The organism is Bacillus sp. LQ16 (assembly GCF_057784645.1).
Window position 1 is genome coordinate 411,227 of the sequence record NZ_CM173491.1, and the last position, 23,140, is coordinate 434,366.

Here is a 23,140-nt window from a genome sequence, read left to right on the forward strand (position 1 = left end):
TGTAATTCATTTCCTTTTTTCGTGCAATACAAAATAGGTATTCACCCAAATAAAGCTGCTCGCATATTGTAGCTTATGTAAATAGAATGCTGCGAAGGAGTGAGTGCAGTGACAGGAAATATATTAAATTATTATGCTGGTGGTAATACAGCTAGGGGATTTCACAATTTATACGAAGAGAATTTAAAAGGATTAGACAGAGTATTTATCTTAAAGGGTGGCCCAGGAACGGGAAAATCTTCTTTAATAAAGGCAATAGGTCGTGAATGGATTGAAAAAGGATATGATATTGAATTTTTGCATTGTTCTTCTGATAATAAATCGGTTGATGGTGTAATTATCCCAAAATTAAAAGCAGGAATTGTTGATGGGACATCGCCGCATGTTATTGAGCCAAAAATGCCAGGAGTTGTTGAAGAGTATATAAATTTAGGAATTGCTTGGGACTCAGATAAACTAAGAAAGCAGAAGTTAGAAATTGAAAGATTTGTTTCAGAAGCAAGCAAAGCTTTTCAGTCTGCTTACGCACGTTTTAAAGAGGCATTGGTTATACATGATGAGTGGGAGAAGATATATATTGATAATATAGATTTTAATAAAGCAAATGAACTAACCAATCAGCTAATCCAGAAATTATTTGCAGATAAAAACGGGAGACAATCGCTTGTAAAACATCGTTTTTTAGGAGCTGCTACACCGAAAGGAGCAGTTGATTTTGTTCCTAATTTAACAGAAGGGTTACCACATCGTTATTTTATAAAAGGGCGCCCAGGCTCTGGAAAATCAACGATGCTCAAAAAGTTAGCTAAGGCAGCTGAAGAAAAAGGATTTGAAGTTGAAGTATATCATTGCGGATTTGACCCGCATAGTCTTGATATGGTTATCGTAAGAGAATTAGGCTTTGCAATTTTTGATAGCACCGCACCACATGAATATTTTCCAAGTCGCGAGGGTGATGAAATTATTGATATGTATGCCCTTATTGTTACGCCAGGGACGGATGAGAAATATGCGAAGGAAATTCGTGATGTTTCCATTCAATATAAAGCAAAAATGAATGAGGCGATGTCTTTCTTAGCGAAAGCAAAATCGGTTCGTGATAAATTAGAACGAATTTATATTGCTGCTATGGATTTTTCAATAGTAGATGCATATAAAGAGGAGATTCAAAAAGAGTTTGAACGAATTGCTACTACTGTAATCGAAAAGCAACAATAGACGTTTCATTAGGCTGTCAGTAATTTCTGACAGTTTTTTTGGTATGTAGTAAAATTAGTATTGTATTTGTCGAATTTCCAAGGAAATAATCAAAAAATGGAGGTGTTATGCAATGAGAGAGAAAATCGAGTTGGAGTTAGAAAGAATTGAAAAAGAGAATGATGTGAAAATTTTATTTGCGGTAGAATCAGGGAGTCGTGCTTGGGGTTTTCCATCGAAAGATAGCGATTATGATGTTAGGTTTGTTTATATACACCCGGTAGAATGGTATTTATCAATTCATGACAAACGAGATGTAATTGAATATCCAATTAGTGATGATTTAGATATAAGTGGTTGGGATATTAAAAAGGCGTTGCAACTATTCGCGAAGTCGAATCCTGCTTTACTTGAGTGGATTCGATCACCAATTTTTTATTCGAAAAACTCTAATTTTCCAGAACTACTTCAACAGATGAGTGAGAAGAATTTTGATCCAAAAGCAACGATATATCATTATTTACATATGGCGTCGAAAAATTATCGTGAATTTTTGCAAGGTGAGAATGTAAAGCTGAAAAAGTACTTTTATGTATTACGTCCCATTTTAGCTTGTAAGTGGCTAGAAGAGAAAACGACCTTACCTCCTGTAGAATTTGACCGATTGATTAAAGAATTATCATTAGAACGTAGCGTATTAGATGAAATTGAAAAGTTGTTAATAAAGAAAAAAGCAGGTACTGAATTAGATGTTGGATTGAAAATTAAGGTGCTAAATCAATTTTTAGAAGAACAAATTCATTACTATCAGCAATATGTAAAAGGAATTGAAAAGGGATCAGGAATCGATATTGAGAGTTTAAATACATTGTTTCGAGATATGTTGTTTGAAGCATATGAAAAAGAGCACAAGTAAGTGAAGTGACCCCTAAAAGTTAGACACGGTTATTTCATTAGGCAGCTTGATAAAAATGAGTCCGGTATTGTACCGGGCTCATTTTTAATTTTGCCTTAATCCGTTTCGTATTATAATAATCTATATATTTTTCTAATTCTATTTTAAAGTGCTCTACATTTTCAAATTCTTTTATGTAGAGGAACTCCGACTTCATAATCCCAAAGAAATTTTCTATTACTGCGTTGTCGTAACAGTTGCCTTTTCGAGACATACTCTGGACGATAGCTCTTGATTCAAGTGTACGGACGTACTGTCTCATTTGATAATGCCATCCTTGATCTGAATGCATCAGTAGCTGGTGGGTTTCAGGTAAACGTTCCAATGCTTTCTCTAACATGTCTGAAACAAGCGAATACGTCGGTCTAGAACCAATTGTATAGGTAATAATTTCACCATTATACAAATCTAATACAGGTGATACATACAGTTTTTCTCCAAACAATTTAAACTCTGTGATGTCTGTTACCCACTTTTGATTCGGTGCATCTGTATGAAAATTACGCTCTAAAATATTAGGTGCAATTCTACCGACTTTTCCTTTATAGGATTTATATTTCTTCATACGCACAACACACTTTAACCCAAGCTCTTTCATAATGCGCTGAACCTTCTTGTGGTTCACTTTCTGGCCACGATTCGTTAATTCATCACGAATGCGACGGTAACCATAACGACCTTTATTTTCCTCATAAATCGCTTTAATCTCAATTTTCAAATCGGCATCTACATCTGGACGATTCATTTTCTTTACTAAATCATAATACGTGCTTCGAGGAATAGTAGCTAGCTCCACGAGTGCCTTCACCGAATATTTATGCCTTAATTCATAGACTACTTGCGCTTTGTCTTGTTTTGTGATTTTTCCTTGTTTTGAACTAAGGCATTTAACTTTTTTAAGTACTCATTTTCCATCTCAAGCTGTTTAATGCGTGCTTCAAGTGCTTCGACTGACCCTTCAGCTAAAGGTTGTTTTAATTGTTTATTTGAATCTTTTTTCATGGATGGACGCCCCTTTTTCTTAGATTGAAGGGCATCAATTCCTTGTGTTTCGAGCTGTTTTTTCCAAACAGAAATCGTTGAAGGGGCAGGAATATTAAAGATAGCTGCCGTCTCAAATAAGGACATACCGTTTTCAATCATAAAGTTTAGTACGTCTAGTTTAAATTGTTGTGTGTAATTTGTACATCGTTTTAGAAAAGCTTCCAGACCATTCTGTTTATATTGGTTTACCCAATTCAAAATGATTGTGTCATTTATACCGAGCGATCTACCTATTTCTCGATAACTTTCATTTCCGTTCAAATAACGTAGAACGATTTGTATTTTTTCATCAGCTGTAAATTTAGCCATAGAAAAACTGCACCCCCAATTGTTAGACTGTGTCTAACAATTGGGGTGCAGTTCAGTAAGTTTGTGCTCTTTTTATTTTGTAGGAATGAAGAAAACAGATATAGCTGCGATAAGACCTGCAAAGGAGAATAAGTAAAAATTCCATGCTAAGTCATATTGCATTGTCATAATAATACCGACGAGAATTGGGCCAGCAATTGCACCAACTCGGCCAAGCCCCAGTCCCCAGCCTAAGGAGGTAGCTCGGATATGTGATGGGAAGTATTGTGTTACATATGCATTTAATATTTGAGTAATACCGACTGATCCAATACCAGCAAGGCCAATTAAAAGATAAATGATTGTAACAGATGGTTTGATTGTTAATAGTCCGATACATATGGCTGCCATAAGATAAGAGATGCTAATAACAATTTTTGCTCCTATACGATCAGCAATTGCTCCAGCGAATAATGCGCCGATAGCTGCGGTAATATTTAGCATAAGTAGAAATGACAGACTAGACCCAAGAGGATATCCTGCCTGGCGCATCATCTGTGGTAACCAAGTGTTTAAACCATATATTAAAAACATTCCCATTATATAAGTGATCCAAAAAAGTAGCGTTGCTTTTATGTATTCTTTTGAGAATAAAGTGAAAAATCCATTTTTCTTTCGTATAGTAGATGGGTCTTGATGAGTTTTATCTTTTACATGAAATTCAATTTGAAAACGATTAAGAATTTGGTTCACTTCTTCTTGGCGATTACGTGATAATAAAAATTGAATGGACTCGGGTAAATAGCGAATAATGAAAGGAATGAGGAGTAGTGGAATCATTCCGATACCAAACATAATTCTCCATCCGAAATCTTCTAACATAAGCATGGACAAAATAGCACCTAACACGATACCTAAAGGATAGCCAGTAAACATAAGAGCATAAATAAAAGATTGCCTTTTTTTTGGTGAATATTCAACAGTAAGTGCTGAAGCTGTTGGGATAACACCGCCTAATCCGATTCCTCCTATAAATCGAGATAATCCAAATAACTCAGGAGAAGGAGCGATAGCCGCTAAACCCATTGTGATAGAAAAAAGTGCTAAACAGCATATAAGCGTCCATTTACGCCCAATTAGATCTGTAATCGTTCCAACTAGAATAGCCCCAATAAACATCCCAAATAAAGCATAGCTTGCAATTGTACCAGCATGCGCTGGTGATAGCGCCCAGCTTTTGTCTTCTAGGAGCTTTGGTAGAACGGCACCGTAAATACCTAAATCATATCCATCAGCTAAAATGGCTAGCCAACAAATAAAAACAACAAGTTTTGTAATAGAGATTGGAAAGATAGTTTCTGTAGATTCTAGATGAGGTGGAGCTGAAGCTGAAGGTTGCATAATATTCACCCCTTTTAATGTGTAGATGAATATATTATTTTATTTAATGTTAATATTTTCCTCCTTGTGTCGAATTTTATCTGAAAAGGTTTTATAACAAATAAAGAAGTTCAACAGTAATTCTGTTGAACTTCTTTATTTGTTTACTCATTATCAACTCGTTTTAACGGTTGATCTGCTGGGCCTTCAAGAACGTCTCCCTCAATTGAAAAACGAGAACCATGGCAAGGGCAATCCCAAGTACAATCACCATTATTCCATTCAACTTCACAGCCGAGATGTGTACAAGTTGTATCGACGATATGTAATTTTCCTTCTTTGTCCTTATAAGCACCTGCTCGTTTACCGTTAACATGTACGACAGATCCTTCACCAACTTCGAGATCTTCTGGCTTACGTAATGCGGTTTCAATCTTTCCTGCAATTAAATGTTTCGCAACATCAATGTTTTGGGAGAGGAACGTTTTTATATCTGGATTTGCATGGAAGCGTGATGGTGCATACAGTTCTTTATAGGGACTGTGAACTTTTAGGATGGAGTCCTTCAGTAGGTGAGCGGCAGCAGTTCCAGTTGTCATTCCCCATTTGCGATATCCAGTTGCAACAAATATATTTGGATTTCTTTCGTTAATATGTCCGATATAAGGAAGCTTATCTAGAGTAATTAAATCTTGTGCTGACCATCTATAAGGAACTTCATCTATTCCAAAAGTGGCTTCAGCAAAAGAATAGAGTGCTTCATAATGAAGCATCGTATTTATTCCTTGTCCTGTTTTATGACTCTCTCCGCCAATCAAAATTAATTTTTCTCCATTGTTTGTTATATAGCGTAAGGAGCGCTTTGGATCATCAATACTTAAATACATGCCACCTGGATACTCCGTTTTTACTTTTATTGCAAGAGCGTAGGAGCGTTCTGCGTACATTCGCGTAAAGAAAAAGCTATTCGCATCATAAAAAGGAAAATGTGAACAAGAGACGACATATTCACAAGTGATATGATGGCCCTCTTTTGTGATTATTTGTGGATAATCGCCCTTTTCCACATCCATGGCTGTTGTTTGTTCGTAGACCTTTCCGCCCATCTCCACAAACTTTTCTAAAAGTGTTTTTAAATAAAGAAGGGGATGGAATTGTGCTTGATTTTTCATTACAAGCGCAGATTGTACTGGAATAGGAATCGATAGAGATTGAACATAGTCACAAGGTATATTTAATTTTTGATAAGCTTCATATTCTTTCGATAAATTTCTTAATCCGTTATCGGTAGTTGTATATAAATATGAATCTTCATTTGAGAAATTACAGTCGATTTTATATGTTTGAACAGTTTTATTTATGAATTGTAGAGCCTTATTATTTGATTCATAGTAAAGCCGGGCCTTTTCTACACCGAAATGATTTATTAATTCATCATAAATAAGATCATGTTGTGCTGTTACTTTCGCTGTTGTATGCCCAGTCGTTCCGTTTAAAATACGACCAGAATCAATTAAAACAACATCGATGCCTTCTTTTGCAAGTAAATAGGCAGTAGTAATACCTGTAATACCAGCACCGATAATAGCAACTTTCGTCTTTATATTTTCGGATAAACGAGGGAAAGTAGGAAATTGAGTAGATTCAATCCAATAAGATAGCGGCAGTTGTGGGAATGTATCACCTGTCATTGCGGAAACCTCCTGATTTTAGAACAATTTTCCTTTTAATATTTCCATATTATATGAAATTCATGTGTGTTGTTTTAGAGGAAGTCTATTTTTATTAAAAGAGTGTATGAATTATTTTAATATAATTAATTAGGTGGGGCATTATGAAGAAGTAGGATTTATATAAAACTAAATTCAAATGATTCTATTTGTTGATTACATAGAGAGTTATTGAATGAGATAGAGTCTATGCCGTTTAAGAAAATGTCTATATATAGTGGGTAAATCCTTATGAAATCTATACATTTTCTTTAGTGAAATAAAGTATGATTATAAAAATATAACCACCTTTTATTACTAGGTCATAAAAGGTGTTGACAATATAGAAATTCTATTGTTATGATTCATCATGTGGAAAGGTTGATAGAGGGTAAAAAGAGAAATGTTTTTCATTGATAATAAAAGCGAAAAATAAGTGACGATAGAGTGAGTATATTTTCCTTATAATAGATGCTTTTTGGATCATCTAGTAAAATCAATCTGGAAGCAAGAATTGATATATGTAAGTTGCGCAAGGCGCGGCATAAGAAAGGGGCAAAAGGATGAAGGAGCTTCATACGTTTGGGTGGTATGCAGCACGTGTATCACCACATTTGCCGAAAAAAGCATTTAAACCAGTGCCTACTCGTTTATTTGGTGGACTGGCTTATTTGCTTGTGGCATTGGCGGGATTAATATCGATTGGTGTATTTGAATTGAATGTGTGGGCGAATCTAGGAATTGCGATTGTTCTTGGATTATGTTTTGCTTCACTAGGATTTTTAGGGCATGAAATTTTACATGGAACTGTTGTAAGAAAGGCATGGCTTCGTGACTTCTTAGGCGCGATTGCATTTATGCCATTATCAACAGGGCCAAAGCTTTGGAGAAAGTGGCATAATGCAACGCATCATGTTCATACACAGCATGAAGAGAATGATCCGGATGCATGGCCGACACTTGAGAAACTTAAGAAGAGTAAGTTTTTGAGTTGGGTATATCGTATGCCTCTACATGTACGTTCATTCTTTAGTTTTCTGTCACTAACAATTCAATTTACATTGCATTCGACTCGAATGTTCTTTCATTTTATAAAAGAGTTCAAGTCATCCAATCAAAAATCTGTATGGCTTCAACTTCTTTTGCCTTGGACAGTTTGGATTAGTTTATTGTTTATTATGGGACCTGGAAAATGGTTATTTGCATATGTCATTCCGTTGTTAATTGCTAACTTTATTGTAATGGCATATATCGCAACAAATCACCGCTTAAATCCAATTGTTCCAGTAAATGATCCGTTAGCAAACTGTTTATCAGTAACAGTGCCGCGCTGGGTAGACGTTTTACATTTCAATTTCTCATATCATACAGAACATCATCTGTTCCCGGCTATGAGTTCAAAATACTATCCGTTAGTAAAAGAGAAGATTAAAGAAATGTGGCCGGAACGTTATCACGAAATGCCGATGACAAAAGCATTAGCAGCCCTATGGAATACACCACGTGTGTATTATCACGGAAGTGAATTAGTGGATCCGCATAGAGAGCATTTCTATGGTTCTTTAGGAAATGGACTAGATCCTCATAATATTTCATATCGTGAGGAACATATAGAGGAAGACGAGAGTATTAAAAAAGTAAATCAGTAAAAATTAATATATTTTTGCAGTGAAAAAGCAAGCCATCTCAGGCTTGCTTTTTCTTATAAAGAAACTTCCTTTTTGTTCTTTTTATGGAATTGGACGGAGTTAGTTTCTTTTCGTTGTAATCGTTTTTCTAAAAGATTAACGAAATAAGTAAATAGAAGAACAATTACGAGGTAGTATACACCAACAATCATGTAAGTATCTAATTGTTGGAAGTTACCTGCTGCAATTGATAAACCTGATCCCCATAATTCGGACAGTCCTACGTAAGCAACAAGTGAAGAGTCTTTTAATCCGATAATAAATTGGTTTCCTAGAGGAGGAAGAGACAGACGAAATGCTTGTGGTAATATAATCCGGCGCATAGCTAAAGGGTAAGGCATACCTAAGGAGCGAGCGGCTTCCAATTGTCCACGGTCGACGGATTGAATGGATCCTCGGAAAATTTCCGTAACATATGCACCGTTATGAATTGCTAAAGCGATTGCTCCTGCCCAAAAAGGGGAGAAAACAATGACAGATGTAATGCCAAAATAGAGAATTGCGATTTGAACGATTAAAGGTGTACCACGAATAATAGCAATATAGATATGAGCGATACTATTTAAAACTTTATTGTTAGAGATTCGAAAGAAAGCGAATAATAATCCAATTAATGAACCGAGTACTAGGGAAGTTAATGTTAATTGTAATGTGACAATAGTAGCTTTTAAGAGTGTGGGATAGGTAGAGATAAAAATTTCAAACATGCGTTTCACCTCATATTGTATAGATTTTAGTAGAGAATGAAATGCCCCACATAAAATGAACACTTAATCAGTGGGGCACTGTTTATGAATCTTTTGAATGGCTAACTTACTTACTTCGTTTTTTCCTCTTCACCAAGAATATTACGCCCGAACCATTTTTTACTGATTTTTTCATACGTACCATCTTTAATGATTTCATCTAACGCTTTATTTACTTTCTCAACCATTTCTTTATCATCTTTGCGAATAGCAATTCCCATTTCATCAAGATTTAATGGTTTTCCGGCTTCTTTTATATTTGATTTTCCTTCTTTTATCATACGTAGACCAACCATTTGATCCGTAATTACTGCGTCGACACGCCCAGGCTCTAAGTCCATAAGAGCAGTAATATCGCTGTCATATTCTGTGATTTGATCTGTATATTTTGCAACAAGATTTTTAAAGGTACTAGCTTTTACAACACCAATTTTCTTACCTTTTAAATCTTCTGGAGAAGAGATAGCGGTATTCTTTTTAGCTACAAAAATTTGGGCGCCAGAGCGATAGTACGGATTTGAGAAACTAACAGCTTTTAAGCGCTCCTCTGTAATTGCCATACTACCCAGTATTACATCATATTTCTTCGCTTGAAGACCTTGAATCAGCGTTTCCCATGGGTTTGTAACGGGCGTAGCCTTCATGTTCATCTTTTTAGCAAGAGCTTCACCGATTTCTACATCAAAGCCGACAAGTTTGCCGTCATTTTCTTTATAGTTAAAAGGTTTGTATAATCCACTCATCGCATAGCGAAATTCTTTTTCACCATTTGATGAAGTAGTAGAGCTTTCTTTGCTACAAGCTCCTAGTATGAAGGATGTACATAGTGTAATGCTCGCAACAATGGTTAATAGTTTTCTTTTCATAAAACCCCTCCTATATATTGATCATACGGATGGTTTTTTAGTATGTTATTGAAATATTTTATTTGGATGATTAGTTGTGCACCGTATGAATGTATTCCTTTTCGTTTGAAACAGAAGTTACATTATAAAACGTTGCGTAAAAATTGTTTTGCTCGTTCATGTGATGGAGCTGAAAAGAATTGTGCTGGCGTAGCATCTTCTACAATCTTTCCATCATCCATAAAGATGACGCGATCAGCTACGTCTCTTGCGAAATTCATTTCATGAGTAACAATAACCATTGTCATCCCTTCTTCAGCAAGTTCTTTCATAACTTGCAATACTTCTCCAACAAGTTCAGGGTCTAAAGCTGAGGTAGGTTCATCAAATAGCATAATCTTAGGGCTCATTGCAAGAGCTCGTGCAATGGCAATGCGCTGTTTTTGACCACCTGAAAGAAGATGAGGAGTTACATCCGCTTTATCTTGAAGGCCGACTTTTTGGAGAAGTTGATTTCCAATATCCTTTGCATTTGCTTTCTCTAATTTTTTTACGTGAATAGGTGCTTCTATGATGTTTTCTAGTGAGGTCATATGAGGAAAGAGGTTAAAGTGCTGAAAAACCATACCGACATTTTCACGGACTTTATTTAAATTTGAATGCTTTGGATCAATTCGCTCACCTTGTAAGTGAATTTCGCCTTCATCGTACATTTCTAAAAAGTTAAGACAGCGAAGTAATGTACTTTTACCAGAACCACTGGCACCAATTAAAACAACAACTTCTTTTTCTTTTACTTCTAAATCAATTCCTTTTAACACATCAAGTGAACCGAATGATTTTACTAGATTTCGAACTTGAATCATACAAAACCCCCAGTTAAAAATATATTTTACAAATGTTGCCCCTTATTTCTGTTATTAGTCACAAATTGTCAGAATCCTTTATTTTTTTCGTGCAATTTGATATTCAAAGAAATAATAATTTTTAAAATCCCTATATCCTTCTATAATGAAAATATGGATAATAATATATAGGTAGTATTTATATTGCTTATAAAAAGGGGGAAAGAGAAGATGGAAAAAGAAAGGAAAACATTTTCTTTTGGATTACGTACACAACTTATGCTATTCACTACAGTTTTAGCTCTCATTACATATTCAACAAGTATATTTTTTATTTACGTGATATACGATTATTTTCAAAGTTATGTAAGTCAAACAGTATATAATATTATCGTTATGTTATTAGGGGTAGTATGGTCTGGAATTTTAGCATATGGAGCAGCCGTATTTTTAATTAAACCGCTTCGCAAGTTAGAGGAAGCGGCAAGAAAAGCAGCTGAGGGTGATATTCGTGAAGATGTTCCATTACCGAAGACAGATGATGAAATTAAATCTTTAAGTGTTGCATTTAATATGATGTTAGGAAACTTAAGGGGCATGGTAAAAAATATTGATACAACATTTTCTTATACAAACAATCAAGTACAGCAGATTAGAAAACAAACAGGCGAAGCAACGAGACAAGCGCAAGGTGTATCTGAGACTCTTGCAGAGATTTCTTCAGGCGCTGAGCAATCAGCAGCATCAATTCAAGCAATTGTTTCTGCTGTTGATACAACGACGTCTATTGCAAGTGAAGTAGAAGAAAAAGCGAAGCAGTCTGATACGTTGTCTTCAGAAATGGTTCAAGCTTTAGGGCATAGTACTCGTGTCTTTACGTCTTTAATTCAAGGTATTCAAACATTGGCAAAAGAAAATGAAGATTCCATGCAAAATGTACAGAAGTTAGAAGAACGAATGAAACAAGTAGAACATATTGTGTCTGTTGTGAGTGCGATTGCTAGCCAAACGAATTTATTAGCACTAAATGCTTCTATTGAGGCAGCTCGCGCAGGAGAGCATGGAAGAGGTTTTGCGGTTGTTGCGGAAGAAGTACGTAAACTTGCTGATGAAAGTGATCATTCTGCAAGAAACATATCTCAGTTATTACGGAATATGCAAGATGAAGTACAACAAGTTGCAATGAAAATGACAGAACAAGTGAAAATAGCTAAAGAAGAGGCGAAACGTGGGGAAGCTACGGAATTAATTTTAAAAGAAATGTCATCAAGTGTTATGGAAGTAGCCGATGCAACTCAGCAAATTAGTAGTTATATGAATGAACAAGTGAGCCACATTCATCAAACAGGAGCACAAACAAAAGCTGTAGCAGCAATTGCTGAAGAAACGTCAGCTGGTTCGCAAGAAGTGGCGCGTGTGACGCTACAACAGTCTAAAAATATGATAGTAATCGATCAATTATTAAAGGATTTAGAGAAGCAAGCAACTGATTTGAAACAAACAATTGAACGATTTTCAATGTAAAAGGAAGAACAGAATGCTGTTCTTCTCTTTTTTATTTAGTTTGATTTAATATTTACAGTTAAACTATGAACGTTTCCGCAACATTCTTTTCTCTCCCTTTCGGATGAAAATTATAGCGAGCTATAATATTAAAAGGGGTGTCTTTTATGAAAAAAGAAAAAAGACAACGGTTAATTAAACAATTTGTAAAGGAGTATGAAATAGATAAGCAAGAAAGATTAGTAGAATTGTTAGCAAAAAAAGATGTATTAGTAACACAAGCTACGGTTTCTCGCGATATTCGTGAGTTAAACTTAACGAAGGTACCTTCTCAAGAAGGATTAATGATATATAAAGTTTTCTCAGAAGAGCATTTACAAACTGATATAAAGTTAAAGAAAAAATTACGAGAAGTTGTTGTGAAAATTGATTGTGTAGATCAATTAATGGTTATTAAAACCTTACCTGGTAATGCACATGTTATTGGTGTTTTATTTGATGAGTTAGATTGGAAAGAAAAAATAGGATGTATATGTGGAAATGATACATGCCTTATAATTTCACAGTCGAAATCAGATAGGGAGATTATAGAAGAAAGATTAAATTTAATTATTTAGATGCAAAAATCCTGTTTTTAATAAAATTAAAAACAGGATTTTTGTTTAAATGCGGAAGTTAAATATTCAACATATATGCGTAATATATGTGTTTTTTATTGAAAAAGCGAGAGAGTTTGTTATAAAAATACAAATTCGTATGATTTTAAAAAAATAACTTGTTTAATATTTCACAATGATAATGTGGATGCTTTCACAAAGATAAAAGTGCAGAGCATTTATTATGTACTTGTAAGACATCAAACATATTTAAAAGGAGGTACAACAAATGAAACATCCGATACATGTTACTTCAGAAATTGGGGAATTACAAACGGTTTTATTAAAACGACCGGGTAAAGAAGTGGAAAACTTGACGCCAGATTATTTGCAGCAATTATTATTTGATGATATTCCATACTTACCAATTATTCAAAAAGAGCATGATTATTTTGCACAAACGTTACGCAATCGGGGTGTTGAAGTTCTTTATTTAGAAAAACTAGCCGCTGAGGCGTTAGTAGATAAAAAACTTCGAGAAGAATTTGTTGATCGTATTTTAAAAGAAGGACAGGCTGACGTAAATGTTGCACATCAAACTTTAAAAGAATATTTACTTTCCTTTTCAAATGAAGAATTAATTCAAAAAATTATGGGCGGTGTACGGAAAAACGAAATTGAAACAAGTAAGAAGACACATTTATATGAATTAATGGAAGATCATTATCCGTTTTACTTAGATCCAATGCCTAATTTATATTTTACTCGTGATCCAGCAGCTAGCGTGGGCGATGGCTTAACGATAAATAAGATGAGAGAACCAGCGCGTAGACGTGAATCATTATTCATGGAGTACATCATCAAATATCATCCAAGATTTGCAAAACATAATGTACCAATCTGGTTAGATCGTGATTATAAATTTCCAATTGAAGGTGGCGACGAGCTAATTTTAAATGAAGAAACAATTGCGATTGGAGTGTCTGCTCGTACTTCAGCTAAAGCAATTGAACGTTTAGCTAAAAATCTCTTTAGCCGACAAAATAAAATTAAGAAAGTGTTAGCGATAGAAATTCCAAAATGCCGAGCATTTATGCATTTAGATACAGTATTTACAATGGTTGATTATGACAAGTTTACAATTCATCCAGCCATTCAAGGGCCAAAAGGGAATATGAATATTTATATTTTAGAAAAAGGATCAGATGAGGAAACTCTTAAAATTACACATCGTACTTCTTTAATGGAAGCATTAAAAGAGGTATTAGGCTTAAGTGAATTAGTTCTTATTCCATGTGGAGGAGGAGATGTAATTGCTTCTGCTCGTGAACAATGGAATGATGGCTCGAACACATTAGCAATCGCACCAGGTGTAGTTGTTACATATGATCGCAACTATGTATCCAATACGTTATTACGGGAGCATGGTATAGAAGTAATTGAAGTGCTAAGTTCGGAATTATCTCGTGGTCGTGGGGGTCCACGTTGCATGAGTATGCCAATTGTTCGTAAAGATATTTAGTATAAATAACGGAGAAAGTAGGGATGAAGTATGTTAATGACTAGACCAAATTTAAAAGGAAGAAGCTTTCTAGCAGAAAAAGATTTTACACAAGAAGAATTGTTATATTTTCTAGATTTGGCAGCAGAATTAAAAGAGAAAAAGAAAAATGGTATCCCGCATCATTATTTAGAAGATAAGAATGTAGCGCTCTTATTTGAAAAAACCTCCACTCGTACGCGCTGTGCATTTACAGTAGCGTGTACAGATTTAGGGGCGAATCCTGAATATTTAGGGAAAGGTGATATTCAGCTTGGGAAAAAAGAATCCGTAGAGGATACAGCAAAAGTGTTAGGGCGTATGTTTGACGGAATTGAGTTTCGTGGATTTAATCATGAGACTGTAGAATCTTTAGCACAAAATTCTGGTGTGCCAGTTTGGAATGGATTAACAGACATGTGGCATCCAACACAAACACTAGCAGATTTATTAACAATTAGAGAACATGTAGGGAAGTTGAAAAATGTGAAGCTCGTTTACGTTGGAGATGGACGAAATAATGTTGCTAATAGCTTACTAGTTGGTGGAGCAATCGTTGGAATGGATGTACGTATTTGCACACCAGAATCTTTATGGCCTGCACAAGAAGTAATTGATTTAGCAAAAAAATATAATGAACAGGTAATGATAACAAGTAATGTGGAAGAAGCTGTTGCGAATGCAGATGTAATTTATACAGATGTATGGGTGTCTATGGGGGAAGAAGAAAAATTTGCTGAACGTGTCGAGTTATTGAGACCTTATCAAGTAAATATGAAAATGATTAAAGAAACAGGGAATGAAAACGTGATTTTCTTACATTGTTTACCTGCATTTCATGATGTTGAAACGATGTATGGCGAAGAAGTTTACGAGAAATATGGGTTGAAAGAAATGGAGGTAACTGACGAAGTATTCCGCAGTAAACATTCAAAAGTATTTGATCAAGCTGAAAATAGAATGCATACAATTAAAGCGGTTATGGCAGCTACTTTAGGAAACATGGAGTAAAGAAGAAAGGGAGTCTTCCTTTCTTCTTTCTCCTCCTTTAGACACTATCATTCACTATTGCTTTTGTATTGTTATTGCAATTAAAGAGAGGTGAGTGGAATGGGTGAAGATAAGAAATTAGGGTTGTTTACACTAACGGCTCTTGTAGTTGGGTCTATGATTGGCGGTGGAGCCTTTAATTTAGCGAGTGATATGGCAAAAGGTGCTGGTGCTGGAGCCATTATTATTGGCTGGGTTATAACAGGAATTGGGATGATTGCACTTGGATTATCTTTTCAAAATCTAACTGTAAAACGGCCAGATTTAGATGGTGGTATTTTTAGCTATGCAAAAGCAGGATTTGGTGATTTTATGGGGTTTAATAGTGCGTGGGGATACTGGCTATCTGCTTGGCTTGGGAATGTAGCTTACGGTACATTATTATTTTCTTCATTAGGATATTTCTTCCCGATCTTTGAAGGCGGTCAAAATGTAGAATCCATTATTGGTGCAAGCGTATTATTGTGGTGTGTTCACATGTTAATTTTACGTGGAGTTCAATCAGCAGCACTTGTGAATTTAGTAACTACAATCGCAAAATTAGTACCTGTATTTGTATTTATTGTTATAGGAATCTTCGCGTTTCATATTGATACGTTCTTAGATGGATTTTGGGGGCAAACTGGTTCTTTTTCATGGGGAGCAGTTGGCAGCCAAGTTAAAAGTACAATGCTTGTAACTCTATGGGTATTTATTGGGGTAGAAGGGGCTGTTGTTTTATCCAGTCGAGCAAAAAATAGAAGTGATGTAGGGAAAGCAACGGTTATTGGTTTAATTGGTACACTCATCATTTACATTTTAATCACATTATTGTCTCTTGGACTTATGCAACAAGCAGATATTGCTGGTTTGAAAAATCCGGCTATGGCTTATTTATTTGAAAGTGTTGTTGGAAAATGGGGTGCTATCTTTATTAATTTAGGTTTAGTCATCTCTGTATTAGGTGCTTGGTTAGGTTGGACTTTGCTCGCTTCTGAAATTCCATATTTAGCGGCTAAAGATGGAGTATTTCCAAAATGGTTCGCAAAAGAAAATAAAAATAAGGCTCCAGTAAATTCATTATGGATAACAAATGGTTTAATACAAATATTCTTGTTAACATTCGTCGTTTCTGATCAGGCGTATAACTTTGCATTCTCTTTAGCATCTTCAGCTATTTTAATCCCATATGCTTTTTCAGCATTTTATCAACTGAAGCATAGCTTAAAGTCTGAAGAAGCAGATCGAAATAAAAATATAATAATTGGCTTGATCGCAAGTATTTATGGCGTGTGGTTAGTTTATGCAGCCGGTTTAGAGTATTTATTATTAACAATGACTTTATATGCGCCAGGTATTTTTATTTTTTACAATGTTCAAAAGCAAAAGAGTTCGAAGCAAATATTTACTCGAGTGGAATTAGCATCATCCGTAGCAATTGGTGCTTTAGCATTCTTTGCGATTTATGGATTAATTACAGGCAGTATTACTTTATAAAGCGCTGTGAAAGCGAAATGAACTGGAGGGCTGAAATATGGTACGAAGAAAAATTGTAGTTGCACTAGGGGGAAATGCGATACAGTCTGGAGAGGCTACTGCGGGAGCGCAGCAAGAAGCGTTGGAAAAAACGGCGGAACAACTTGTGAAAATAATGGAAAATGATGTGGATATAGTAATTGCGCATGGAAATGGCCCGCAAGTGGGGAATATTTTATTACAGCAAAAAGCTGCAGAAACGGAAAAGACACCTGCAATGCCATTAGATACTTGTGGGGCAATGAGCCAAGGGATGATTGGATATTGGATGGAAAATGCAATTGAAAAGGCATTGAAAAAACGGAATATAAACAAAGATGTAGCAACGGTTATAACACGTGTTGTTGTGGATAAAAAAGATGAGGCATTTAAAAATCCAACTAAACCAATTGGTCCTTTTTATACAGAAGAAGAGGCCAGAAGATTAATGGATGAAACAAAAGCAGTATTTAAAGAAGATGCTGGTAGAGGATGGAGACGTGTTGTTCCATCACCGAAGCCTGTAAGTATTCATGAACATAAAGTGATTAATTCTTTGGTCGAAGATGGAAACATAGTGATAGCTGTGGGCGGAGGTGGAATTCCAGTAATTGATTCTGAAGAAGGGTTAAAAGGAACTGAAGCGGTTATCGATAAAGATTTCGCTGCGCAGAAATTAGCAGAATTAGTAGATGCCGATACGCTCGTTATTTTAACTGCAGTTGATCATGTGTATGTAAATTATAATCAACCGAATCAAAAAAAATTAGAGTATGTCACAGTGAATCAATTAGAAGAATATATTGAAGAACAACAATTTGCTGCGGGAAGCATGCTTCCAAAAATTGAAGCTGCTATTAATTTTGTTAATACAAATCCAAAAAGAAAAACAATTATTACGTCTTTAGAAAAAGTATATGAAGCACTAGAAGAAAAAGCCGGTACTATTATTTCAAAACAGAATGTATGCATGTGTGTTTAAAATTATTATGTACGCTACTTAGTATTAAAAAAGAATGGAGTTAGTAACTTCATTCTTTTTATTTATTAATATTTTTTGTATTCATTGTTCATAAAGTTTTCATGATGAAATCTGAATATACAAGTTAATTATGATAAAATTCAAATTGAATACGCTTTCTTGATTTTTCGCTCCAACATACAGCAAGAGAGAGGGAATTTTATGAATAGACGGAACGTAGTGAAAGACTTAAAGCAGTTCGAATTATTTGCTCATTTAACAGAAAAAAAATTGAAAGGCTTAACAGAGTTTGTTTATTGGCGAACTTATAAAAAAGGTCAATTTTTATTTTTAGAAGGGGATTCAAGGGAAAGAATTTACTTCATGTTAGATGGTTTTGTAAAGTTAGAGCGGGTTAATCAAAATGGGAACTTATTATACGATGACTATGTAAAGCGGTATTCTATTTTTCCTTATGGTGGTATGTTTACAGACAGAGGATATAACTATACAGCAGAAGCAATGACGGATGTGGAGGTATATTATATTCCAACGGTAATCTTTGAAGATATGGTAAAATCCAGCAGAACGCAATTGATGTACGTTGTTCAGCAATTATCATCTATATTAAAATTGAATGAAAATCGAGTGCAAAATATTACAATTCCTAATGCACAAGATCGTGTTATCCAAACGTTAAATTATTTAATGCAGGATTTAGGAGAACAGAGTGGGGAAAAGATTGTAATTTCATGTCCACTTACAACAATTGAAATATCCAAAATATCTGGAACATCTCGAGAGACAGTTAGCAGCGTATTAAAACAATTAAAAAATGATAGCATTGTTACAATTTTAGATAAAAAAATTACAATACACAATCCAACATATTTTGAAGAAATCTCAATGTGAAAATTGTATATTGATTTTTTAATTCATAATGTATATTAATAAGGTTCTTTATATATTTATAAGGAACTTTTTTACGTTATCCTCTATAAAAAGATTGTATAGTATGGTAATAATAGCTAAAATCGATAATAAAAAACAAAGTGAAGGGGAGAAAGAATGATTCGTATTGAGTATGATCGATTAGTAGCTATTTGTTACAGTATAGGGGTTTTGTTATTATTAAAAATTCCAAATGATAATGAATTAATTGGGGAAAAACTATTCAATGTCTATAAGGTTCCGATACATACGTATGTTTATATGAATTATAAAGTCTCAAATATATTGATTGTTTCTTTCATACTACATGTAATTGCATTTATATTATTTTTAAAATGGCTAGGAAAAAAGGAGTCTAGTACATTTAGAAAAATGAATAAGATAAAAGTAGTAGGCATTAGTATATTGATTGTAATGATGCCGTTTATTTTAAATAACATCATCCAGACATTGAATAAAACATGGTACTACGCAGGAAAAACAGGGGTAGAAGCAATAGAATATAAAAAAGAAGATAGCCAGTGTAGTATGGAGAAAAATGGAGATAATATCGAACCGAAGTGCATTGTTACTTTAAAAAATTATCGTAATCATTCACAAGCATTAAAAGTTGTTTTATATGATAATGCAAACGAGAATTCAAAAAGTTATTCAGTACCGAAACCAGTCTATTTACAAAAACACGAGACAAAACAATTCGAATTTCAAGTTCCTGTTTCTTATAATAATGGTATTGAAAAAGATAAAGTACCAAATATTAAATTACATTCATTGCATGAAAATGATACGAAGTACAATTAATCTGTAAGTAAAAGTTTATGAGTAGGAGCAATAATTTGAAACGATATAGAAAATCAACTTGAATCATCCAACATACTGCAAGGTAACGGTATATTGGATGATTTTTTATGTTATCCCCTTGTTTCACGTATGAAAAGGAGGAATACTTTGTTGGAAATGAAAAACATCACAAGGATCATACATGGTTTTTACTTTACGCAATCTGTGAAAGTTAGAGCCATAATAACTAGTTTGCCAATTTTTAATGTCGATATCGGGCCAGTTCACATAGTCACCTAGTGTATAAGGATCTAAGCTTTCTCGTAAATCTTTAACCCAGCGTATATTTTGATTTTCTTCATCATCGCATTTCCAAGAGGTAATGTATTCTTGAGCAATAATTGCTTTACGATGAAAATAAGCCGTCTCATTCGGCGAAATATTTTCAACAGCACCTATGAGCGATTGATGCCAAATACTAGCATCTTTATTTGGTGCATGAGAAAGAAAGTATTGCATGATTTGAATGCCTTTAAGGGGAATAGGTTTATAGACATAGGAACCAGAGCGCTTGAAATTTTCAGGGATGTTACCGCCATTAAAAAATTCGACAGCCTTTATATAAGGAACTTCTTCTATAAAGAGAGAGGGGCTACCAGTTTCAAGAAGAGGGGATAATAGGGAATGGAGTTCAGAGGGAGAACCGACAAACTCGCCTTGTGCTTCAATTTTATTTCGTTGCTTGGCGAATAATTCGATCGATGAAGTGAGACGTTCATCTATATAAGGTGCCCAGTTTTGCCACGCTTGAAATGCAGCAATAAAGTCTTCCCATTCCCATGTAATTGAGAAAATTGATACATTTTTTATCGGGTGGACTCGAAAAGTTAAGGAAGTGACAATTCCGAAGTTTCCACCACCGCCACCACGGCATGCCCAAAAAAGGTTAGAGTTTTCTTGTTCATTTGCACGAATGAGTTTTGCACCAAATTTTCCACACGCTTGTACCATTTCCACTTCTATTAATTGATCACATGTTAATCCAAATAAGCGCGAAAGCATACCAATACCACCGCCAAGTGCTAATCCAACAACTCCAACGCTTGCACTTGTACCAGCAGGAATTGTAACACCGTAATTCCAAAGTTCTTTATAAACAGTGCCAAGATTTGCACCAGCCTCAATTGTTGCTGTTAATTTCTCTGTATTAACAGTAATGCGATGCATTTCACTCACATCAATAATAAGTCCTCTATTTAAAAGAGAAAAATTTTCATAGCTATGACGTCCACTTCTTAACCGAAATGGTATATGACGTTCACGTGCCCATTTTAAGGCGTTACAGATATCCTTGTTATTTTGACAAAAAACAATAATACAAGGGAGTTTTGGAATACTTAAATTTAAATTCATTCGGGCTACATTGTAGTCAGGATCTGTGGGAACAACGATACGACCTGTTAATTTTGTTTGCTTCAATTTCTTACTCCTTTCCAAAATAATCAGAGCTTTTTATTAATATATGAAAAATGTCTGTAATACGCGTGGACAAGGAGAGGTGGAGAATGAGATTTACCTTTGTGAGAAATAAATAAAGCATAAGAATAAAGAATCTACATAGAGTTCAATGAAAACAGTTGCAAACTGTTCATATTTTGTTATGATAGTGTTACGAAAACGTTTGCATAAAATTCTGATGGGATGCAAAAGGAGAGAAGGACTATGAATAAGACATGGTGGAAAGAAGCAGTTGCTTATCAAATTTATCCACGAAGCTTTATGGATTCAAATGGTGATGGTATTGGAGATTTACAAGGTATTATTGCAAAACTGGATTATTTAAAAGATTTAGGTATAGATGTAATTTGGATTTGTCCAATGTATAAGTCACCTAATGATGATAATGGTTATGATATTAGTGATTATCAAGATATTATGGATGAGTTTGGTACAATGGCAGACTTTGATGCTTTACTAGATGAAGTTCATAAGCGTGATATGAAGCTTATTATTGATTTAGTTATTAATCATACGAGTGATGAACATCCATGGTTTATTGAATCACGTTCATCTAAAGATAATCCGAAGCGTGATTGGTATATTTGGCATGATGGTAAAGATGGTGCGGAGCCAAACAACTGGGAAAGTATTTTTAATGGTTCGGCATGGGAATATGATGAAGAAACAGAACAATATTATTTACATCTATTCTCACGTAAACAACCAGATTTGAACTGGGAGAATAAAGAAGTTCGCGAAGTACTATATGATACGGTTAATTGGTGGCTTGATAAAGGTATTGATGGTTTCCGCGTTGATGCGATCAGTCATATTAAAAAAGAAGAAGGCCTTAAGGATATGCCAAATCCAAAAGAGTTAAAATATGTGCCATCTTTTGATAAACATATGAATGTGAAAGGTATTCAACCTTTATTAGAAGAGCTAAAAGAAAATACATTCTCTAAGTACGATATTATGACTGTTGGTGAAGCAAATGGCGTTAAGATTGAAGATGCTGAGCTTTGGGTTGGAGAAGAGCAAGGTAAGTTCAATATGGTATTCCAGTTTGAACATTTAAGTTTATGGGATGCAGAGAAGAAGAAAGACCTTGATGTTGTAGGATTGAAAAAAGTATTAACGAAATGGCAAAAAGGATTAGAGAATAAAGGATGGAACGCTTTATATATTGAAAATCACGATAAACCACGTATCGTTTCAACATGGGGAGATGATAAACAATATTGGCGTGAAAGTGCAACAGCTCTAGGAGCGATGTATTTCTTTATGCACGGTACACCGTTTATTTATCAAGGACAAGAAATTGGTATGACAAATGTTCAGTTACCAAATATTGAAGATTACGATGATGTAGCAATTAAAAATTTATATCGCGAGAAAATTGCAGAGGGCGTACCACATCAAGATATGATGGAGATTATATGGGCTTCTTGCCGCGATAATTCACGTACACCTATGCAGTGGAATGATGAGATGAATGCTGGTTTCACAACAAGTACACCTTGGTTTAGCATGAATCCAAATTACAAAGAAATTAATGTTGAAAAGCAAAAAAATGAAGAAAAGTCTATTTTCAATTTCTATAAGAAAATGATTGCCCTGAAAAAAGAGCACGATGTACTGAACTATGGTACGTACGATTTACTTTTAGAAGACGATCCACAAATTTATGCATATACACGTACGTTACAGGATGAAAAAGTCATTGTAATTAGTAATATCTCAAAAGAGGAAGCAGTGTATAATGAGGATTTATTTGCACTAGAACGCAAACGTTTGCTTTTAAATAACTATGAAGTTGCGGAACATGAAGAAGTAACAACAATTGCTTTAAAACCTTATGAAACAAGGGTTTATCGCATTTCATAATAAAAAAGGATGCTCTTTGAGCATCTTTTTTTATGAAAAAAAATAAATTTCTATTGCAAAGTGAAAACGCTTTTATTAAAATAGATTTATGAAAACGGTTGCGTAAAGATAAAAATAAAGTAACATAAGGAATCGTTTTCATAAAGGGAACAGAAATTATAATTTAAATCATTATGTTGTT

General features: G+C 34.6%; 18 protein-coding genes and 2 pseudogenes. 13 read left to right on the forward strand and 7 right to left on the reverse strand.

What is annotated here, in order from left to right; translation table 11 throughout:
• Positions 1–108: 108 nt before the first annotated feature.
• Together AC3EMB_RS02120 and AC3EMB_RS02125 are read left to right on the forward strand one after the other, a co-directional pair.
• On the forward strand, positions 109–1,218 hold the full coding sequence (locus tag AC3EMB_RS02120) for a PRK06851 family protein (protein WP_488517428.1): 1,110 nt from the start codon (positions 109–111) through the stop codon (positions 1,216–1,218).
• Positions 1,219–1,330: 112 nt separating this feature from the next.
• Positions 1,331–2,113 (forward strand): nucleotidyltransferase domain-containing protein, encoded by a 783-nt coding sequence (locus AC3EMB_RS02125; protein ID WP_071731326.1) that lies wholly within the window; start codon positions 1,331–1,333, stop codon positions 2,111–2,113.
• Positions 2,114–2,150: 37 nt separating this feature from the next.
• Here the strand turns inward: AC3EMB_RS02125 and AC3EMB_RS02130 are convergent.
• From AC3EMB_RS02130 to AC3EMB_RS02140, 3 genes are all read right to left on the reverse strand, one after another.
• Positions 2,151–3,505 (reverse strand): IS3 family transposase gene (locus tag AC3EMB_RS02130; protein WP_488517191.1). Its coding sequence is split into 2 segments (ribosomal slippage): positions 2,151–3,052 and positions 3,052–3,505, totalling 1,356 coding nucleotides; the frame shifts between segments, so codons are not numbered across the junction.
• Between the two features lie 72 nt (positions 3,506–3,577).
• Positions 3,578–4,885 (reverse strand): MFS transporter, encoded by a 1,308-nt coding sequence (locus AC3EMB_RS02135; RefSeq protein ID WP_423098052.1) that lies wholly within the window; start codon positions 4,883–4,885, stop codon positions 3,578–3,580.
• A 143-nt stretch (positions 4,886–5,028) separates the two neighbouring features.
• Positions 5,029–6,555 carry an FAD-dependent oxidoreductase gene (locus AC3EMB_RS02140; protein WP_095691478.1) on the reverse strand — a complete coding sequence of 509 codons (1,527 nt, stop codon included), beginning with the start codon at positions 6,553–6,555 and terminating at the stop codon, positions 5,029–5,031.
• A gap of 581 nt (positions 6,556–7,136) precedes the next feature.
• Here AC3EMB_RS02140 and desB point away from each other — a divergent pair.
• Complete coding sequence (desB, locus tag AC3EMB_RS02145) at positions 7,137–8,222, forward strand: Delta(10) desaturase DesB (protein ID WP_000661219.1); 1,086 nt, start codon at positions 7,137–7,139, stop codon at positions 8,220–8,222.
• 53 nt (positions 8,223–8,275) lie between these two features.
• Here desB and AC3EMB_RS02150 read toward each other — a convergent pair whose 3' ends face one another.
• The 3 genes from AC3EMB_RS02150 to AC3EMB_RS02160 form a co-directional block, all read right to left on the reverse strand.
• A complete protein-coding gene (locus AC3EMB_RS02150) occupies positions 8,276–9,031 on the reverse strand; it encodes an amino acid ABC transporter permease (RefSeq protein ID WP_488517429.1) in 756 nt (251 codons plus the stop codon).
• A 47-nt stretch (positions 9,032–9,078) separates the two neighbouring features.
• On the reverse strand, positions 9,079–9,873 hold the full coding sequence (locus tag AC3EMB_RS02155; protein ID WP_000823754.1) for an ABC transporter substrate-binding protein: 795 nt from the start codon (positions 9,871–9,873) through the stop codon (positions 9,079–9,081).
• A gap of 122 nt (positions 9,874–9,995) precedes the next feature.
• A complete protein-coding gene (locus tag AC3EMB_RS02160; RefSeq protein ID WP_053565361.1) occupies positions 9,996–10,718 on the reverse strand; it encodes an amino acid ABC transporter ATP-binding protein in 723 nt (240 codons plus the stop codon).
• A 375-nt stretch (positions 10,719–11,093) separates the two neighbouring features.
• On the opposite strand from AC3EMB_RS02160, the pseudogene AC3EMB_RS02165 reads away from it, so the two are divergent.
• The 9 genes and pseudogenes from AC3EMB_RS02165 to AC3EMB_RS02205 form a co-directional block, all read left to right on the forward strand.
• Positions 11,094–11,279 (forward strand): annotated as a pseudogene (locus AC3EMB_RS02165) (HAMP domain-containing protein); the annotation flags it as partial.
• Between the two features lie 369 nt (positions 11,280–11,648).
• Positions 11,649–12,221, forward strand: a pseudogene (locus AC3EMB_RS02170) (methyl-accepting chemotaxis protein); the annotation flags it as partial.
• 146 nt (positions 12,222–12,367) lie between these two features.
• Entirely contained in the window at positions 12,368–12,817 is a 450-nt protein-coding gene (gene argR / locus AC3EMB_RS02175; RefSeq protein WP_000711826.1) for an arginine repressor, read from the forward strand.
• A 268-nt stretch (positions 12,818–13,085) separates the two neighbouring features.
• Complete coding sequence (gene arcA, locus AC3EMB_RS02180; RefSeq protein ID WP_000682331.1) at positions 13,086–14,318, forward strand: arginine deiminase; 1,233 nt, start codon at positions 13,086–13,088, stop codon at positions 14,316–14,318.
• Positions 14,319–14,348: 30 nt separating this feature from the next.
• On the forward strand, positions 14,349–15,347 hold the full coding sequence (argF, locus tag AC3EMB_RS02185; protein ID WP_000930283.1) for an ornithine carbamoyltransferase: 999 nt from the start codon (positions 14,349–14,351) through the stop codon (positions 15,345–15,347).
• 99 nt (positions 15,348–15,446) lie between these two features.
• On the forward strand, positions 15,447–16,862 hold the full coding sequence (gene arcD / locus AC3EMB_RS02190; RefSeq protein ID WP_488517430.1) for an arginine-ornithine antiporter: 1,416 nt from the start codon (positions 15,447–15,449) through the stop codon (positions 16,860–16,862).
• 37 nt (positions 16,863–16,899) lie between these two features.
• Complete coding sequence (gene arcC, locus AC3EMB_RS02195; protein ID WP_098236019.1) at positions 16,900–17,862, forward strand: carbamate kinase; 963 nt, start codon at positions 16,900–16,902, stop codon at positions 17,860–17,862.
• Between the two features lie 201 nt (positions 17,863–18,063).
• Positions 18,064–18,753 (forward strand): Crp/Fnr family transcriptional regulator, encoded by a 690-nt coding sequence (locus AC3EMB_RS02200; RefSeq protein WP_001081906.1) that lies wholly within the window; start codon positions 18,064–18,066, stop codon positions 18,751–18,753.
• Positions 18,754–18,909: 156 nt separating this feature from the next.
• The gene (locus tag AC3EMB_RS02205; protein WP_488517431.1) at positions 18,910–19,593 is read left to right on the forward strand and encodes an ABC transporter permease; all 684 of its coding nucleotides are present in this window, start codon (positions 18,910–18,912) and stop codon (positions 19,591–19,593) included.
• 123 nt (positions 19,594–19,716) lie between these two features.
• On the opposite strand, the gene AC3EMB_RS02210 is transcribed toward AC3EMB_RS02205, so the two are convergent.
• Positions 19,717–21,051, reverse strand: coding sequence for an FAD-binding oxidoreductase (locus tag AC3EMB_RS02210; RefSeq protein ID WP_488517432.1), 1,335 nt, complete (start codon positions 21,049–21,051; stop codon positions 19,717–19,719).
• A gap of 243 nt (positions 21,052–21,294) precedes the next feature.
• Between AC3EMB_RS02210 and AC3EMB_RS02215 the strand changes: the two genes are divergently transcribed.
• Positions 21,295–22,959: a glycoside hydrolase family 13 protein gene (locus tag AC3EMB_RS02215; RefSeq protein WP_001044701.1), complete on the forward strand. Its 1,665-nt coding sequence runs from the start codon at positions 21,295–21,297 to the stop codon at positions 22,957–22,959.
• Positions 22,960–23,140 lie beyond the last annotated feature (181 nt).

What these genes read in the sequence shown, in the direction of transcription:
- AC3EMB_RS02125 (WP_071731326.1), top strand. Translation starts at nt 1,331, where the DNA reads ATGAGAGAGAAAATCGAGTTGGAGTTAGAAAGAATTGAAAAAGAGAAT.
- AC3EMB_RS02135 (WP_423098052.1), bottom strand. Translation starts at nt 4,885, where the DNA reads ATGCAACCTTCAGCTTCAGCTCCACCTCATCTAGAATCTACAGAAACT.
- AC3EMB_RS02140 (WP_095691478.1), bottom strand. Translation starts at nt 6,555, where the DNA reads ATGACAGGTGATACATTCCCACAACTGCCGCTATCTTATTGGATTGAA.
- desB (WP_000661219.1), top strand. Translation starts at nt 7,137, where the DNA reads ATGAAGGAGCTTCATACGTTTGGGTGGTATGCAGCACGTGTATCACCA.
- AC3EMB_RS02155 (WP_000823754.1), bottom strand. Translation starts at nt 9,873, where the DNA reads ATGAAAAGAAAACTATTAACCATTGTTGCGAGCATTACACTATGTACA.
- AC3EMB_RS02160 (WP_053565361.1), bottom strand. Translation starts at nt 10,718, where the DNA reads ATGATTCAAGTTCGAAATCTAGTAAAATCATTCGGTTCACTTGATGTG.
- argR (WP_000711826.1), top strand. Translation starts at nt 12,368, where the DNA reads ATGAAAAAAGAAAAAAGACAACGGTTAATTAAACAATTTGTAAAGGAG.
- arcA (WP_000682331.1), top strand. Translation starts at nt 13,086, where the DNA reads ATGAAACATCCGATACATGTTACTTCAGAAATTGGGGAATTACAAACG.
- argF (WP_000930283.1), top strand. Translation starts at nt 14,349, where the DNA reads ATGTTAATGACTAGACCAAATTTAAAAGGAAGAAGCTTTCTAGCAGAA.
- arcD (WP_488517430.1), top strand. Translation starts at nt 15,447, where the DNA reads ATGGGTGAAGATAAGAAATTAGGGTTGTTTACACTAACGGCTCTTGTA.
- arcC (WP_098236019.1), top strand. Translation starts at nt 16,900, where the DNA reads ATGGTACGAAGAAAAATTGTAGTTGCACTAGGGGGAAATGCGATACAG.
- AC3EMB_RS02200 (WP_001081906.1), top strand. Translation starts at nt 18,064, where the DNA reads ATGAATAGACGGAACGTAGTGAAAGACTTAAAGCAGTTCGAATTATTT.
- AC3EMB_RS02205 (WP_488517431.1), top strand. Translation starts at nt 18,910, where the DNA reads ATGATTCGTATTGAGTATGATCGATTAGTAGCTATTTGTTACAGTATA.
- AC3EMB_RS02215 (WP_001044701.1), top strand. Translation starts at nt 21,295, where the DNA reads ATGAATAAGACATGGTGGAAAGAAGCAGTTGCTTATCAAATTTATCCA.